Here is a 17,036-nt window from a genome sequence, read left to right on the forward strand (position 1 = left end):
GGTGGGGAAGCTATGGCACGGGGAGGGTGGTGGCCGCGGGATGAACGGGCTGCGTGCCGTCGACGCTACGCCGGTGGATGACGTGGAAGCAGCGCTTCCTCGTGTTCCCTCCCGGCACCGGCGTCTCCCGCTTCACGAACGTACGGCACGTCACGGGTGTGCCCGCGTTCCCCCGTACGGGCCATCTGTCCCCTTTTCGGTGGTCCCATGCCGGATCCTGTCAGGTGTGACCCTCCGCGCGATCTCCGCCCTCCCACCGGGCCTGTTTCATGTCGAGGCGCGGGAGATGACCTTCGGAGGCTCTGCTCGCCTCCTTCAGGGGCGTGCCTTCTGTCCGGTACTGCTCCAGCGCCTGCAGTTCGTGGCCGGGGAGCAGCACCCCGTCCGCGCGGACGACCCGCCACCACGGGACGGCTCCTCCGTAGAGGGCCATCACCCTGCCGACCTGGCGCGGGCCGCCCTCCTCCAGCCATTCCGCGACGTCTCCGTACGTCATGACGCGCCCGGGCGGAATTTCCTCGGCCACGTCGAGGACTCGTTCCGCGTACTCCGGCAAGGCGTCCGCCGGGAGGCTCTGCTCGCTCATCCGGCCCATCCTGCCCCACGCCGCCGACAACGTGACGCGGCGGCGACTGTGCGTATTCCTCGCACCGGATCAGCGCTTCGGGCAGACTGTGCGACCCCGCATTGCACCCTGATGCCCCCCTGTCCCAGCGGGGCATGCCACCATCGTGCGGGCGGTTACTGGTGATACGAGACCAAGAAGAGACGATGAAACAGCAGGGTGTGCACCCCGAAGGCGCGGAGGGCACCTCTGAGGTTTCGTCGCGCCCCGATACCGGCGACGACACGGACGAGCGCCCTCCGGAGAGATCCGGGACGCCCGAGAACCCGGACACGTCCCAGAAGAAGACGGACATGCGCAAGGAGAGCGGAGCCGAGGAGGCCGACTGCGCGGCCGACGACGCCCATGCCGAAGAGGTCGAGGGCGACGAACCGCTGCTCCCCGCGCGCGTGCACCGTCCTTCCGACCTGATGCGTCTCCTGGTGGGCGTCCTCGCGGTCGCCCTGCTGCTGTCGATCGCCGCGTTCGCGCACGGTACGACGTCGGGGCTGGCGCAGGACATCAACAAGGGCACCGACGAGGCACCCGACCTGCTGATCAAGATCGCGGGGCTGGCGTCGAGCATCGCGATCCTTCTCGTACCGGTCGCCTTCGCCATCGAACGGCTGATCAAACGGGACGGGCTGCGGATCGCCGACGGTGTGCTGGCCGCGGTCCTCGCGCACGGTGTGACACTCGCCACCGACCTGTGGGTGGCCAAGGGCGCCCCGGACTCCATCCAGAAGGCGCTCACCCAGCCCTCCCCCGCCGACATCAACGCCCTGACCGACCCGGTGCACGGCTATCTCGCGCCGGTCATCGCGTACATGACGGCCGTCGGCATGTCCCGGCGGCCGCGCTGGCGTGCGGTCCTGTGGGTGGTGCTGCTGCTCGACGCGTTCTCCATGCTGGTCACCGGCTACACGACACCCTTCTCGATCATCCTCACGGTGCTGATCGGCTGGAGCGTGGCCTACGGGACGCTGTACGCGGTCGGCTCGCCGAACGTCCGGCCCACGGGGCGGACGCTGATGGCGGGTCTGCGGCACGTCGGCTTCCACCCGGTGAGTGCGGCCCGGGACGAGGCCCCGGAGGCCCCGGACGGGGACCGCGGCCGCCGGTACTTCGTGACACTCCAGGACGGTCCCCCACTGGACGTCACGGTGGTGGACCGGGAACAGCAGGCGCAGGGCTTCTTCTACCGCGTGTGGCGCCGTCTGACGCTGCGCGGCATCACCACGCGCCGCAGCCTCCAGTCACTGCGTCAGGCCCTGGAACAGGAGGCGCTCCTCGCGTACGCGGCCATCGCGGCCGGTGCCAACGCGCCGAAGCTGATCGCGACCTCCGAGCTCGGCCCGGACGCCGTGATGCTGGTCTACGAGCACACCGGCGGACGCACCCTCGACTCGTTGGCGGACGAGGACATCACCGACGACCTGCTGCGTGATACCTGGCACCAGGTGCAGGCACTGCAGTCGCGGCGCATCGCGCACCGCAGACTGGCGGGTGACGCCATTCTGGTGGATCGTTCCGGCACGGTGATCCTCACGGACCTGCGCAACGGCGAGATCGCTGCGGGTGAGCTGCTGCTGCGCATGGACGTCGCCCAGCTGGTGACCACGCTCGGACTGCGGGTCGGCGCGGAGCGCGCGGTGGCCTCGGCCGTCGGCGTGCTCGGCCCGGACGCGGTCGCCGACTGCCTGCCCATGCTGCAGCCCATCGCGCTCACCCGCTCCCACCGCGCGACGCTGCGGAAGCTGGCCCGGGAGCGGTCGGAGCGTGAACGCGAGGCGGTCCTGGAGGCGTCCCGGCAGGCCAAACTGGTCCGCGCCGAGGAGCATGAGGCCACGCCCGAGGAGTCCAGGCGTCCGGTCCTCGAAAAGCCCGACAAGAAGGCCGTACGCGCCGAGCAGCGGGCCGAGAAGCGGGCGATCGACGAGGCGTTGGAGGAGGCCCGCGAGGAGGATCTGCTCACTCAGATCCGCCATCAGGTGCTGCTGATCAGGCCGCTGGCACCGGTCGAGCCGGCCCGGCTCGAGCGCGTCCGCCCGCGCACGCTGATCAGTTTCATCGCGGGCGCGTTCGGCGCGTACTTCCTGCTGACGCAGCTGACGCACATCGAGTTCGCGACGCTCTTCGACAACGCCGAGTGGGGCTGGGTCGCCGCGGCCGCCCTCTTCTCGATGCTGAGCTACTTCGCGGCGGCCATGAGCCTGCTGGGTTTCGTGCCCGAGCGGGTGCCGTTCATGCGGACCGTGGCGGCGCAGGTCGCGGGGTCCTTCGTGAAGATCGTGGCGCCGGCCGCGGTGGGCGGTGTCGCGCTCAACACGCGGTTCCTCCAGCGCGCGGGGGTGCGGCCGGGGCTCGCGGTGGCGAGTGTCGGCGCGTCGCAGCTGTTCGGGCTCGGCTGTCACATCCTGATGCTGCTCTCCTTCGGCTATCTGACCGGTACGGAGAAGACGCCCTCCTTGTCGCCGTCCCGGACGGTCATCGCCGGGCTGCTGACCGTCGCGGTCCTCGTCCTCGTGGTGACCTCGGTGCCGTTCCTGCGGAAATTCGTCGTCACGCGCGTGAGGTCGCTCTTCGCGGGTGTCGTGCCGCGCATGCTGGATGTGCTGCAGCGGCCGCAGAAGCTCCTCACCGGCATCGGCGGCATGCTCCTGCTGACGGCGTGCTTCGTGATGTGTCTCGACGCGTCGGTCCGGGCGTTCGGTACCGAGGGCATGCCCTCGCTCAGCATCGCCAGCGTCGCCGTGGTCTTCCTCGCCGGGAACGCGCTCGGCTCCGCGGCGCCCACCCCGGGCGGCGTGGGCGCGGTGGAGGCGACCCTCACGGTCGGTCTGATCGCCGTAGGGCTCCCCAGTGAGGTCGCGGCGCCCGCCGTGCTCCTGTACCGACTGCTCACGCTGTGGCTGCCCGTGCTGCCGGGATGGCTGTTCTTCAACCACCTGACGCGCAAGGGCGCGCTCTAGGGGCGGACGCGGGGTCCTCACCCGCACGGCCCGCGCCCCGAGCGGCCCGTGCCGGGCGACCTCAGGATGGGGTCATGCCGAACCCTTCCACGCCGCGTGCCACAGCCCTGACCGCCACCGCCCTCCTGTTGTTCGCGGCCCTCGCCGGATGCGGAGACGACGGTGGCTCGAAGGACGTGGACCTGTCGGCGCAGAAGCTCAGCTGGAAGGACTGCCCGGAACCGTCCGCGTCCGAGGGCGGCGGCGAGGCCCCCTCGCCGCTGCCGGACGGCGACACGTGGAAGTGCGCGACGCTGAAGGCGCCCCTCGACTGGGACGAGCCCAGGGGCGACACCATCGAACTCGCACTGATCCGTGCGCAGGCCGGCGGTGCGAAGGACGAACGCATCGGTTCGCTGCTCTTCAACTTCGGTGGTCCCGGCGGTTCGGGCGTGATCACGCTCCCCGCGTTCGGCCAGGACTACGAGCAGCTGCGCACCCGCTACGACCTGGTCAGTTTCGACCCGCGCGGCGTCGGCCGCAGTGCCGGCGTGACGTGCGAGGACAGCGAACAGCTCGACGAGTACTTCCATCAGGACGCCACCCCGGACGACGACGCCGAGCAGCGGACACTCCTGGCCAGCACGAAGGAGTTCAACGAGGCCTGTGAGGAGAACTCCGGGAAGGTCCTCCCGCACGTGCGCACCACGGACGCGGCCCGCGACCTGGATCTGATGCGCCAGGTCCTCGGCGACGACAAGCTGCACTACTTCGGCATCTCGTACGGCACCGAACTGGGCGGCGTGTACGCGCACCTGTTCCCCAAGAAGGTGGGGAGGGCCGTCTTCGACGCGGTCGTGGACCCGACACAGAACGCGGAGCAGGGGTCTCTGGGGCAGGCCAGGGGCTTCCAGCTCGCACTGGACAACTTCGCCGAGGACTGCACCTCGAAGCCCGAGGAGTGCCCGATCGGCGACAGTGCGCAGGACGTGAAGGACCGGATCGCCAAGCTGCTGAAGGACCTCGACCGCCGGCCGATTCCGGGGAACTTCCCCCGCCAGCTCACCCAGACCGCTGCCACCAGCGGCATCCTTCAGGCCCTGTACTCCCAGGACTTCTGGGAGTTCCTCACCGAAGGGCTCCAGCAGGCGTACGACGGTGACGGCAGGAATCTGATGTTGCTGTCCGACTCGATGAACGGGCGCAATCAGGACGGCGAGTACAGCAACATCAGCGCCGCCAACATCTCCGTCAACTGTGCGGACGACGAACCGCGGTACACCTCCGCCGACGTGCGGGCGAAGCTCCCGGAGTTCCGAGAGGCCTCTGCGCTCTTCGGTGACTATCTGGCGTGGGGCATGGTCGGCTGCACCGACTGGGCCGTGGCGGGCGCCGCCGACCACCCTGACGTGAGCGCGCCCGGCTCGGCCCCGATCCTCGTGGTCGGCAACACCGGCGACCCGGCGACCCCGTACGAGGGCGCCCGCAAAATGGCGCAAGCGCTGGGCAGGGGTGTCGGTGTCGAGCTGACGTACAAGGGGCAGGGGCACGGTGCGTACGACAGCGGAAACAAGTGCGTGCGCGACGCGGTGAACGGCTATCTGCTGAACGGCAAGGTCCCGTCGAACGGCACGATCTGCTCCTGAGAAGGCCGGGGCTGCTGCCGGAAAAGAGGGCCGGAGTCCCGTCGTTGAGAAGGGCCGGGCCCCGCTCGTGGTGAACACCGGGCCGGGTGGCGAGCAGACCTGGTCCAGGACACCGCATTGCCGGATCGGACTCGCAAATCTCCAGGTCAGACGGTTATCCACAGGGCTCCGCAGGGGCTCACGGACATCTGCCTACTATGGCCTGACTGTCATCCGCGACATCCGGCGGACGACGATGCGAGGGGGGAAGTGTTCATGGCGCGTATCCCAGGGTGGACGGCACTGGCTGCCGCCGCGTTGCTGGTGGCCGGCTGCAGCGGCTCGTCCGGGGACGACGAGGAGAGCAAGGACGACGGCCGGCCGCCGGCCTCGGCCCCCTCCTCCGAGACGATGCCGGGTCTGCCCGCCTCGCTCACCTCGCAGAAGCTCGACTGGAACAGCTGCAAGGCCACGGCGACCGGTCCCGCGCCCGGCGGGGACTGGCGGTGCGCGACGCTCAAGGTGCCGCTGGACTGGGCGAAGCCGAAGGGCGAGACCATCGGTCTGGCCCTGATCCGCAGTGAGTCGAGCGGCTCCTCGGACGACCGCATCGGCTCGCTGCTGTTCAACTTCGGCGGCCCCGGCGGCTCGGGCGTCGATTATCTGCCTCCGTACGGACCGACGTTCGCGAAGCTCCACGAGCGGTACGACCTGGTCAGCTGGGACCCCCGCGGTGTCTCCGCCAGCGAGGGCGTGCGCTGCCGCAACGACAAGGCGATCCAGGCAGCGGAGTCGGTCGACACCACGCCGGACACCTCCGCCGAGGAAACCGCATTTTTGAAGGACGCCGCCGACTTCGGCAAGGGCTGCGAGAAGTCGGCGGGCAAGCTTCTGGCTCATGTCTCGACAACCGACACGGCCCGGGACATGGATCTGATGCGGCATGTCCTCGGTGACGCGAAGACGCACTACTTCGGCATCTCGTACGGCACCGAGCTGGGTGGCGTGTACGCGCACCTGTTCCCGAAGAACGTGGGCCGGCTGGTCCTGGACGCGGTCGTCGACCCGAGCGCGGGCACGGTCGGCCACGCGGAGAACCAGGCCAGGGGCTTCCAGCGCGCTCTGGAGGACTACCTCAAGTCCACGGGTCAGGACCCCGAGGAGGGCTCACGAAAGATCGCGGACCTGCTGAAGCGGATCGACTCCGAGCCGCTGCCGACATCGGGCGGCCGCGACCTCACACAGCAGCTGGCCCTCACGGGCATCGTCTACCCGCTCTACAGCAAGTCGTCCTGGCCCGCCCTCACCGGCGCGCTCGAGGCCGCCGAGGACGGCGACGGTACGGAACTGCTCGCGCAGGCCGACAGCTACAACGACCGTGACGCCTCGGGCCGCTACGGCACGACCACGCATTCCCAACGGGTCATATCGTGCTTGGACGACAAGGAGCGGCCGACCCCCGCGGAGGCGAAGGCGCGGCTCTCCGAGTTCCGGAAGATCTCCCCCGTGTTCGGGGACTCGATGGGCTGGGACACGGCCGGCTGGTGCCACGGCTGGCCGGTGGCCGGGCAGCACGAGACTCCCGAGGTGAGTGCGCCGGGCGCGGAGCCCGTCCTGGTGGTGGGCAACACCGGCGACCCGGCGACGCCGTACGAGGGGGCTCGCAAGATGGCGGACGAGCTGGGCAAGGGCGTCGGCGTGCAGCTCACCTGGAAGGGCGAGGGGCACGGGGCGTACGGGAGCGGGAGCGACTGCGTCGACAGCGCGGTGGACGACTACCTGCTGGACGGCAAGGTGCCGCAGGACGGCAAGATCTGCGAGTAGCGGCCCGGGCGGTCCCGGTCCGGGCAGCGGAAAGGGGCCCGGCACACATGGTGCCGAGCCCCTCCTCCGAAGCAGGCGTACGTCCGGTACACCGGCTTCTGTCGGTACACAGGCTTCCGCTAGTACACCGGCTTCTGCGGTTCGATCTGGTTGACCCAGCCGATCACGCCGCCGCCCACGTGCACGGCGTCCGAGAATCCGGCCGACTTGAGGACCGCGAGGACCTCCGCGCTACGGACACCCGTCTTGCAGTGCAGGACGATCTTCTTGTCCTGCGGCAGGGTCGCCAGAGCGGTGCCCATGAGGAACTCGTTCTTCGGGATCAGCTTGGCGCCGGGGATCGAGACGATCTCGTACTCGTTGATCTCGCGGACGTCGATGATCTCGATGTTCTCGCCGTCGTCGATCCACTCCTTGAGCTGCTTGGGAGTGATCGTCGCGCCGGCGGCCGCTTCCTGGGCCTCCTCGGACACGACGCCGCAGAAGGCCTCGTAGTCGATGAGCTCGGTGACGGTGGGGTTCTCGCCGCAGACCGCGCAGTTCGGGTCCTTGCGGACCTTGACCTGGCGGTACTGCATCTCCAGGGCGTCGTAGATCATCAGGCGGCCGACGAGCGGCTCCCCGATGCCCGCGAGGAGCTTAATGGCCTCGTTGACCTGGATGGAGCCGATGGACGCGCACAGCACGCCCAGGACGCCGCCCTCGGCGCAGGAGGGGACCATGCCCGGGGGCGGGGGCTCCGGGTAGAGGCAGCGGTAGCACGGACCGTGCTCGGACCAGAAGACGGAGGCCTGGCCGTCGAAGCGGTAGATCGAGCCCCAGACGTACGGCTTGTTGAGCAGCACGCACGCGTCGTTGACCAGGTAGCGGGTCGCGAAGTTGTCCGTGCCGTCGACGATCAGGTCGTACTGGCTGAAGATGTCCATCACGTTCTCGGCCTCGAGCCGCTCTTCGTGAAGGACCACGTTCACGTAAGGGTTGATGCCCAGCACGCTGTCGCGGGCGGACTCGGCCTTGGAGCGGCCGATGTCAGCCTGGCTGTGGATGATCTGGCGCTGCAGGTTCGACTCGTCGACCTCGTCGAACTCCACGATGCCGAGCGTGCCCACGCCCGCGGCGGCCAGGTACATCAGCGCCGGCGAGCCCAGACCGCCGGCGCCTACAGCGAGCACCTTGGCGTTCTTCAGCCGCTTCTGCCCGTCCATGCCCACGTCGGGGATGATCAGGTGGCGGGAGTACCTGCGGACCTCGTCTACGGTGAGCTCAGCAGCTGGCTCGACCAGGGGTGGCAGCGACACGGGGACTCCGTTGGTCGGTCAATCACTACAGTTGTTCTCCCCGTAACACTGCCACGCCCTTCTTCATTCCGAGACACCCGTTCCGATCCGCGAGACGATCTCGTCCCAGTAGCCGGGCAGGCTCTCCCAGGGGTCGGCCGAACCTCCGCGATCCGTGCGGTCGGTGAAGTAGATCGTCGATGCGCCCTGCCAGCGGGCGATGCGCAGAGCCTCGTCGAGATGACCCCTGGGCATGCCGTGCACGAAGTGGCAGAAGCGGTCGGGCGGGTATTCGGCGGTCCACTCCGCCACCTGCGACCAGCGGTAGTCGCTCCAGGGCCCGGCGAAGGTCACCAACTGGTCGGCGGCCTCGGCGTAGCCGGGATACGGGTGGGTGCCGTGGCCGAGGACGATGTGGCCTCCGCCGATGAGGGCCCGCAGGGTGTCGGTGGTGCGCCGGATCTCCGGAAGTGCTGTCCGCTCTGTGGGACAGCGGTCCAGAAGGAAGCCGTCGACCTGGTACCAGTCGCGGTAGCGGTGTGCGTCGGAGACGAGTTCACCAAAGGGGCGGGCGCCGTACGTGACATCCAGGTGGCCGAGTACACGGATGCCCGCGTTGCGCAGACGTCCGGCGGCTTCCAGACAGTGTGGGTCGGGGCGCGCACCGGGGCCGTCGGAGACGTTCAGGACGACCCAGTGCAAGGGGGTTCCGGGGCGGGTGAGTTCGCCCCATTCGACGGGGGCGACCAGGGGGTGGGCGTAGCCGGGGACACCGAAGCCGATCCTCAGGTCCGTGCTCGCGGTGCCTGCCGTGGTGCTGGTCAGATGCGGCATGCCGCCTCCATCCAGATGTCGGCGAGGGATTCCTCGAGGTTGATCCGGGGCCGCCAGCCGAGCCGGTCGCGTGCGGTGCGCACGTCGGCCTGCTGCCAGCTGCCGCAGCCGTCCGGGTACGGGTACGCGGCCGGGGCCGTGTGCTCCGGTTCGGAGCGGGGGTGGCCGATGGACGGCCTGGTGGGGCCCGGAGGCGCGTCGAGTTCGTGGAGGGCTCCGCCGTATCCGGCGACGCGGGCGAGGACGGAGGCGGCGTCCCGCAGGCGTACGGCACGGCCGGATCCGATGTTGATGACGCCCTGCGCGGCGGAGAGGGAGGCGGCGTGGACGGCGCGGGCGACGTCACGTACGTCGATGAAATCGCGTTGGACGCCGAGGCCGGCGAGTTTGAGTTCGCCGTCGCCGGACTGCATGGCGCGGCGCATGGCCTCGGCGAGGCGTCCGAGCGGGGAGCCCGCCGGGGTGCCGGGTCCTGCGGGCGAGAACACCCGCAGGACGACGGCGTCCAGGCCGGATCCGAGGACCAGCTCGGTCGCGGCGAGCTTGCTGACGCCGTACGGGCCGCCGGGGCGGGGCACGGCGTCCTCGGCCGTGGAGGATCCGGGCTGGCTGGGGCCGTACTCCGCGCCGCAGCCGATCTGTACGAGGCGTGCGCCGCAGCCGCTGCGGCGCAGGGCCTCGCAGACGGTGGCGACGGCTACGGTGTTGTGCCGGGTGAGCTCGCGGGCGCCGCCGCGGGTGGCACCGGCGCAGTTGACGACGACCCCGGGGTGCACCGCGTCCAGGAAGCGGGTGAGCGCTCCGGGGCTGCCGCTGGCGAGGTCGAAGCGCACGTCCGCGTCGTCGCCCCGGCCGAGCGCGGTGAGCTGCACGGCCGGGTCGGCGAGGAGGCGGTCGGCGACGAACCGGCCCAGGTATCCGTTGGCTCCGATCAGCAGCACCCTCATCGGGCGGCTCCCGGGGCGGATTCTCCGATGCGGAGGGTGATCATCTGGCGTTCTCCTTCAGGGTGTTGCCGTGGATCGTGCGGGAGGCTCGCGGTGTCCGCCCCGCGGGGAGGGGTTCGCTCGGCGGGGACGCCGGGCGAACGTGGCGGTTCACGGCGTGTCGCCGCGTGCCGCGTGGGCCGAGGCCCGGGTGAGGGTCCTGGTCGCGTGGAGCAGGAGGACGAGTGCCGCGGCACCGCACACGAGGGCCGGGACGGCGCCCGGCCCCCAGGCACCGGCCACGGTCTCGACGGGCACGGCCAGCGTTTCGCAGCCGGGCAGGCGCGCCGCGAAGACGCTCAGCAGCGCGGCCGCCTCGGTCACGCCCGCGGCTGTGAGGACGACGGCGGGGGCATGGGTGAATCCGTGCACGGTGAGGAGCCGGGCGAGCAGGAGGAGTGCGCCGAGGGCGCCGGCTCCGGCGTACGCGGCGGGCTCGTCCAGTACCGCCCCGCACAGGGTGAGCAGGCCGAAGAGGGCACAGAGGAACAGTCCGAACACGCCCAGGAGGAGGGGTCTCACGGAGGCGGCAAACTCCTTCAGCGCGTGGCTGGTGGCGAGTCGGCGCCGGGCGCGTACGGCGAAGAGGTGCGCGCACCACACCGCCGGGGCGCAGGACGCGGTGAGAGCGACGACGGAGGCGAGGGCGATCGGCCAGGGGCTGTCGGAGCCGCCGGTGGGCGGCCCGGCGGGTCCTCCCTCGATACCCGCGGCGAGCAGGCCGTCGCCGAGGATCGCGTAGGCGAGGAGCCAGCAGGTCCACGCGCGTGTGGACGGTGTCGGGGCCCACGACCGTGTGGCGTGCAGGGGGCCACGGCTGAGTGCCGCGCGCAGTCCGAAGGCCACGACGAGTACACCCACGACGGTCACCGCGAGGCGCGGCCGCCCTTCGGTGAACCGCAGCCCGGCGACGACTGCCGCGCACAGCGCGCCCGGCAGCAGCGCGAGTACGGCCCAGTCGGCGCGCGCCTTGGGAGTCTCGGGTACCTCGGAGAGGGGGGCCGTGTCGTCGGCGCGGGGCACACGCGCGTACATCTCCTCGGCGAGGGAGAAGACGTCCCGGTGCCGGAAGCGTGTGGCGGTCCGGTCGGTCACTCCGTGCGCCTCCAGGCCCGCCGCGATCTCCAGCGGGTCCACCGCGCGTTCGCACAGCTCCCGATGGCGATGCATCAGTGCCTTCACGGGGTCGGCGGCGCCGCGTGGGGCGGAGGCTTCGCGGTCGGCGGGTTCACCGGGCGGGGCGTCCGCGAGTTTCGTCGAACCGGACGGCGCGCTCACGGACTCCGGCTGGGCCGGACGGTCCGGTCGGGCGTCCGCGGTTCTCGACGCACCCGGCCGAGCGTCCAGGGGCCCCGACCCGCCCGGCTGGACATCCGCAATCCTCGGCTTGCCCAACCGCACGCCCGCGATTTCCCGCTCGCCCGACTGCACGTCCACGGTTCTCGACTGGCCCAACTGCACGTCCACGACGCGTGTCTCTCCCTGCCGGACGTTCACCACCCGCGTCTCGCCCACCTCTGCGTGCGTGCCTCGCACGTCCTCGAAGTCCCCCGGCTCCCCGCTTCCGGGGTCTTCCCGCCCGGGCACTCCGAGTTCTTCGGGCACTCCCGGCTCTTCGGACTCTCCGGGTTCACCGAGCAGCCACCCCTCGGACCGCGCGTCCCACTCACCGGGATCGCTCGGAGTCCCGGCCCGGCCTGCCCGGTCAGCGCTGTGGGCCCGGTCGGCGCCGTCGACACCGTCGGTCGGGTGCCCGTCCCCGATCCGACGCCGGATGCTCACCACGCCCCCTCCCCGGCGGGCACCGGCTCGCCCGAAGCGGTGGACGCGGCCCTGGCGGATCCAGGAGCGAGTCCCAGCGAATCGCCGCGTACCGGTGGTCCCGCCGCCCAGCCGGGCCCCGGCCTCCCCGTCACCAGCCGCGTCCCGGACTCCGACCAGCGGGCGGGCACACGGGCCTCGGCGGGTACGGCGAACGGCAGGGGCTCACCCGATTCGCCGACCAGGACCCGCGGGACCGGACAGCGCGTGACGATGTCGAGGTAAATGCTGTGAAATGCCGTGATGTTCTGCTCGACGGTGAAGAGTTCCAGTGCCCGGGCGCGTGCCGCGGCACCGAGGCGCGACCGGCGTGGCGAGTCGCGCAGCAGGGAGACGCATGCCTCGGCGAGCGCCCGCGGGTTGCGTGGCGGGACCACGAGCCCGGTGCCGCCGATGACCTCCACGACCGCGCCGACGTCAGTGGACACCGTGGCGCGTCCGGAGAACATCGCTTCCACAAGGCTGATGGGGAAGCCCTCGACGACGCTGGAAAGGACCACGACGGCACCCGCCGCGTAGGCCTCCGGGAGGGTCGGTACCTCAGGTCCGCCGATCTCCTCGAAGGAGACGGGGTTGTCGCCGACGGCGTGTACGTCGTCGGCCTCGTCGGAGAAGAGCTGCGCGGCCAGTGCCCTGCAGTGCGCCAGATACGTGGCGCCCTCCAGGCCCTCGGCCGGCGCGCCGACGATCCGCAGCCGTGCCTTCGGCTCCTCCTTGCGGATGTCCGCGAAGGCGTGCAGCAGGGTGACGAGGTCCTTGGCGGGCTCGATGCGCCCGACCCACACCAGGGTGTCCGGATCGGCGGATTCGGCGCGCTCGCCCACTTCGGAGAAGCGGGACGCCTCCATACCCGGGTAGACCGTACGGATCCTGGACCGGTCGGCGCCGCAGCGCTCCTGCCAGCGGCGGGCGTGCGTGTTGCCGGGGGTGATGACCGTGGCCTGCCGGTACGCCTCCGCGGTGAGCCTGCCGTGGAAGGCGGCGAGCAGCGCCCGCGCCGATGCCGTCGCCGCGCGCCCCTCCAGGTCCTCCCGCGGACCCAGGTAGTGCGCCCGCAGCTGCACTCCGTACTCCGTGACCAGCAGCGGTACGCCCGAGAAGTGGTGCGCGAGCAGTCCCGGCAGGGCCGCCGCGCCGCCGGAGGTGGCGTGGCACAGGTCGACCGAGCCGAGTCCGTCGTCCTCGTACCAGTCGAGCGAGAGGGGGCGCAGTGCGCGTTCCACCTGGGCGGCGACGGTGAGCAGATCGGGCACGCGTGCGGTGCGCGCCGCACGCAGTGCGCCGGGCGCGCGGCAGGCGCGTTCGAGAGCGCGCACGGCGCCTTCGGAACGGAGTGCGCCGACCAGGCCGCCCTCGTCGCGGGCCAGTTCGGCGAGCCCGTACAGCGCACTGCCGAAACGGTCCGCCACGGCGGCCGAAGCGGTCCCGGTCCGCTCCGCGGCCCCGACGGAACCTCCGGATCCGCTCTCCGTGGCGCCACCCAGGGCATCGCCCGCACATATGGCCGCCGCCAACTCCCCGTAGCAGTCGGCGAATCGCCGACGCGCCCGTCGCCCGTAGCCGACGCCGTCGTCGTCCGCCGTCCACAGCGGTGCGGTGCGCACGCGGCTGACCTGGGACGGGAGTTGGATCCAGCCCTCGTCCTCCTGCTCCTCGCTGCGACTCAGGGCGTAGATGTCGAACTCGTGCTGCCCGAGCCCGCGCACGAGCCGGTCGCACCAGAGCCTGGCGTCACCGCTCACATACGGATAGCCACCCTCCGTAAGCAGTCCGATGCGCACGAGCGCACCCCCGATCTCCCGTATGGGGAGCCGCCGTTGACCCGGCGGCTCGCAGCGGGACGAACGTATGCGGACATGGCGGTTGCGCGATGGACGGTTGTCCGTCGTACCACCAAAAGGGGTGAACGGTCGTAACTTTCCCGTGCGGGTCGCGTTCCGTAGCGCTAAGAGATCACCCGAACACGTTTCGTCATACGACGGGCAGCCGTCGGCGGGCCCCGCGACGGGTCCCCGCGCGGGCGGCGGGACGGGTGACCGCGCGGGCGTCGGATCGGGTGGCCGCGGTCACCCGATCCGACGCGGGAACAGGGGCAGCGCCGGGGACGGGGCGGAAGCGGGGACGAACAGTCACCCGCCGTACGGGTCCCGCCGCGCCCCGGCCCCGTACCGACGGAATCGTGCGCACCGATCCGGCGCCTCGTCCCGCGTGGTCCCGCCTGGTCCCGCGTAAGGAGGTCGAGCGGCGCCCCGGGCGCCCCCGCGACCCGTGCGCCCCTTGGCCGTGCGCCCCCTCGCCGCTCCCTGTCAGCTTCCGGGGAAGGGCCAGGGGTTGGGCCGGCAGCTGATCCCGTCGTGGTCGAGGAACTTGGTCTGCTGCTGCATGACGGGCGCCAGGCCTCCGTCGACGCTGCAGCTCACGTGGCCGTATCCGAGCCGGTGGCCCACCTCGTGATTGATCAGCATCTGGCGGTACGCGTACATCTTGTCGCCGTACGTCTCGGAGCCCTGGGCCCAGCGGTACGCGTTGATCATCACGCGGTCGGTGGCGGCCGAGTCGCAGGAGACGTTGTCCTCGGTGGTGTCGAGGCCCGATTTGGCGCACCAGAAGGCGGTGGTGCCGGGACTGGCCAGCGTGATGACGAAGTCGGGCTTCCCGGAGGAGATCCGCTCGAAGGTGCGGCCGCCGCCGTGGGCCCAGCTCCGGTCGTCGTTCAGGGTTTTCTGCACGGCCTGCGCGAAGAGTTCCCCGTCGAGACCGAGGGCTTTCTCCACGTCGACGCGGTAGGTGAATTTCTGCCCGGGGCCGGGCGCCTTGGCGAGACCGGGGATCGCCTCGAATTCGCCGGCGCCCTTGAGTCCGGCCGCCAGGGGGTACCTCTTCGCCATCTGCTGGACGTACGACAGCGTGGCCGCGCTCGGCTTCGTGGACGGGACCGCCCGGTTGTCGGTGCGCGAGGCGGAGTCCTTGGTCTCCCGGTCGGCGCCGTCCGACGCCGGCGGACGCGCGGCGGTGTCGTCCTCGCCCCCTCCGGCGACCTGACCGGCCACGACGATGGCCAGCACGGTGGTGACCGCGGCGGCCGCGATACCGGTGAAGGCCCGGCCCTTGCCGCCCCTCGCCTTCTCCGGCCCGGCCTCCGGGCCGCGGGGCGGCGCCTTGTGCTCGACCTCCTCGTCCCAGTCGGTGACAGGGGCGTAGGGGTCCGCCCGGAACGCTGTCGCCGTCCCGGCGGAGCGGGACGCGAAACGGTCGTCGTCGCCGAAAGCGTCGACGTAGGCCTGGCGGGGGCCCGCGCCCGCCGCGGAGGGCCCGTACCGCTGCCCCGGGGGCGGGGAACCCGGACGGTCTCGGGGCACGCCCCGCCCCGGACCGCGCGGGGCCGCCTGTGGAGCCGCGCCGGGCATTCCGTACCCGGAGCCCGACCTCGCCTCACCCCAGCCACCGCCGGTCTCACGCTGCTCGGGGTGTCCCCCGCGGACACCGGGCATGCCGCGAGGCGGGGTGCCGTCGGCGTGGCGCGGTGCACCGCCCCGCGGCGGAGCCCCGTCGGGCAACCGGGGGAAGCCGTGCGCGGGAGTCCCGTCCTGGAACCGGTAGGAGCCGTGGGCGGGAGCCCCGTCCGGCAGCCGCGGGAATCCGTGCGCGGGGGTGCCGTCGGGAAGCCTGGGCCCTCCCCCGGCCTGCGTCCGGTCCGAGTAGGAGGGGGCGCCGCCGGTGTAGCGGGGAGCCGCGCCCGCGGGCGTCCCGTCCCCCGGACGGGACGCTCCCTGTCCGGGCGGGCCGCCGGGCCCTTGCGGCACCCATCCCTCAGGCAGGCGGGGCACCCCCCGAGCGGGTGCCCCTCCTGTCGGCGGTGGTGGAGGCTGCTGCCCCGCGGGGGGCCGGCGGCGCCCCGTTCCTGTCCCTGTCGTCCGCGTGTCCGGCCGGGCGGCCGGGAACGCGGGCGGGTCGGCGGTGTCGCCCTTGGGGGCGGGACCGCGACGGCTGTGACGTCCCACGTCCCGCCTCAGCTCCTCGCGCTGGTAGCGCCGGTGTCGGCCAACTCACCCGTGTCCGCGAGGAGTTCGCGGAAGGCCGTGGCCACGGTCTCCGGGGACTCCATCATCGCCACATGCCCCGCGTGAGGCAACGTCAGCAACCGGGAGTCCCGGAAAGCGCGCGCGGCGCGCTGGGCCATACGGTACGAGACGAGTTGGTCGCGGCCCCCGTAGACGAGGAGTGTCGGCGCGAGTACACGCTCGGCCTGGCGCCACAGTCCGTGCTGGCCGCCCAGCGTGTACGCGTTCACGATGCCGCGCGCCGAGCGTGCCATGGCGTCCCAGAAGTAGGGGAGGGCGAGCCGCCGTTCCATCTCCTCGACCGCGTTGCGGAACCCCTCGGGCGTGACGGTGCCGGGGTCCCCGTAACAGAGCGCGGTGACGCCACGTACGCGCTGCTCGGCGGTCCAGCCCTTGGTGAACCTGGTGAACAGGGCTGCCACGCCGGGCACGGCCAGCAGCGCCGTCGGCACCGCCGTGCGCTGCACCCGGATCTCGGGGAGGGCGGGCGAGACCAGCGTGAGTGTGCGGACGAGGTCGGGCCGTGCGGCGGCGACGCGCGTCGTGACGGCACCGCCCAGCGAGTTCCCGAAGAGGTGCACGGGGCCGCGCCCGGACGCGTCGAGATAGCGGATGACCGCGCGTGCGTGCCCGGTCACCGAATAGTTGCCGTCGTCCGGCGGCGGCGAGTCGCCGAAGCCCGGCAGGTCGACCGCCTCGCTGTCCACGAGGCCGTCGAGGAGCGGCATGAGCGCCGACCAGTTCTGCGAGGAACCGCCCAGGCCGTGCACGTACAGCGCGGGGGGCAGTCCGTCCCGGGCCGGCGGCCTCGACCGGACCGTCAGCGTGATCCCGGGAAGGCCGACCGTACGCAGCCGCTCCCCCGCCGCCACCCGCACGGCACTGACCTTCGGCACGACGGAAGTGGCCAGTACTGACGGCAGTTCGGTCGAAGACATGCGGCAATGTTACGAGACGATCACGTAGTGGTTCGTGTGTTCGCCGTCACAAGGAGCGTCCAACGCCCGACCGCAGCACAGCCGTACGACCGCCGACCCCCGCCCGGGCACCTCG

General features: G+C 71.6%; 11 protein-coding genes. 3 read left to right on the top strand and 8 right to left on the bottom strand.

Translation table 11 applies throughout. The features are described 5' to 3' along the window. Positions 1-220 precede the first annotated feature (220 nt). On the bottom strand, positions 221-586 hold the full coding sequence (locus tag O1Q96_RS38425; protein WP_331276089.1) for an MGMT family protein: 366 nt from the start codon (positions 584-586) through the stop codon (positions 221-223). A gap of 185 nt (positions 587-771) precedes the next feature. Here O1Q96_RS38425 and O1Q96_RS38430 point away from each other — a divergent pair, with 185 nt between their 5' ends. The 3 genes from O1Q96_RS38430 to O1Q96_RS38440 all read left to right on the top strand — a co-directional run bounded on the left by O1Q96_RS38430 (position 772) and on the right by O1Q96_RS38440 (position 7,004). Beyond that, positions 772-3,576, top strand: coding sequence for a lysylphosphatidylglycerol synthase transmembrane domain-containing protein (locus O1Q96_RS38430; RefSeq protein WP_269252505.1), 2,805 nt, complete (start codon positions 772-774; stop codon positions 3,574-3,576). 74 nt (positions 3,577-3,650) lie between these two features. Continuing rightward, positions 3,651-5,201: an alpha/beta hydrolase gene (locus O1Q96_RS38435; RefSeq protein WP_269252506.1), complete on the top strand. Its 1,551-nt coding sequence runs from the start codon at positions 3,651-3,653 to the stop codon at positions 5,199-5,201. A 255-nt stretch (positions 5,202-5,456) separates the two neighbouring features. Further along, positions 5,457-7,004, top strand: a complete 1,548-nt coding sequence (locus tag O1Q96_RS38440) for an alpha/beta hydrolase (protein WP_269252507.1) — start codon at positions 5,457-5,459, stop codon at positions 7,002-7,004. 119 nt (positions 7,005-7,123) lie between these two features. Here the strand turns inward: O1Q96_RS38440 and moeZ are convergent, their stop codons facing one another. From moeZ to O1Q96_RS38475, 7 genes are all read right to left on the bottom strand, one after another. Beyond that, positions 7,124-8,302, bottom strand: a complete 1,179-nt coding sequence (gene moeZ / locus O1Q96_RS38445; RefSeq protein ID WP_217460110.1) for an adenylyltransferase/sulfurtransferase MoeZ — start codon at positions 8,300-8,302, stop codon at positions 7,124-7,126. Between the two features lie 63 nt (positions 8,303-8,365). After that, the gene (locus O1Q96_RS38450) at positions 8,366-9,115 is read right to left on the bottom strand and encodes a spherulation-specific family 4 protein (RefSeq protein ID WP_269252508.1); all 750 of its coding nucleotides are present in this window, start codon (positions 9,113-9,115) and stop codon (positions 8,366-8,368) included. Continuing rightward, entirely contained in the window at positions 9,103-10,062 is a 960-nt protein-coding gene (locus O1Q96_RS38455; protein WP_217460112.1) for an NAD-dependent epimerase/dehydratase family protein, read from the bottom strand. The genes O1Q96_RS38450 and O1Q96_RS38455 overlap by 13 nt, the downstream gene beginning before the upstream one ends. Positions 10,063-10,212: 150 nt before the next feature. Next, complete coding sequence (locus tag O1Q96_RS38460; protein WP_419587013.1) at positions 10,213-11,883, bottom strand: hypothetical protein; 1,671 nt, start codon at positions 11,881-11,883, stop codon at positions 10,213-10,215. Then, the gene (locus O1Q96_RS38465; protein WP_269252509.1) at positions 11,880-13,703 is read right to left on the bottom strand and encodes a DUF3492 domain-containing protein; all 1,824 of its coding nucleotides are present in this window, start codon (positions 13,701-13,703) and stop codon (positions 11,880-11,882) included. Before O1Q96_RS38465 ends, O1Q96_RS38460 begins: the two co-directional genes overlap by 4 nt. Positions 13,704-14,228: 525 nt before the next feature. Further along, positions 14,229-15,923, bottom strand: a complete 1,695-nt coding sequence (locus O1Q96_RS38470) for a DUF3152 domain-containing protein (RefSeq protein ID WP_269252510.1) — start codon at positions 15,921-15,923, stop codon at positions 14,229-14,231. A gap of 8 nt (positions 15,924-15,931) precedes the next feature. Next, positions 15,932-16,921 (bottom strand): alpha/beta fold hydrolase, encoded by a 990-nt coding sequence (locus O1Q96_RS38475; protein WP_269252511.1) that lies wholly within the window; start codon positions 16,919-16,921, stop codon positions 15,932-15,934. Positions 16,922-17,036 lie beyond the last annotated feature (115 nt).

Origin of the sequence: Streptomyces aurantiacus, from assembly GCF_027107535.1 — a bacterium.
GTDB lineage: Bacteria > Actinomycetota > Actinomycetes > Streptomycetales > Streptomycetaceae > Streptomyces.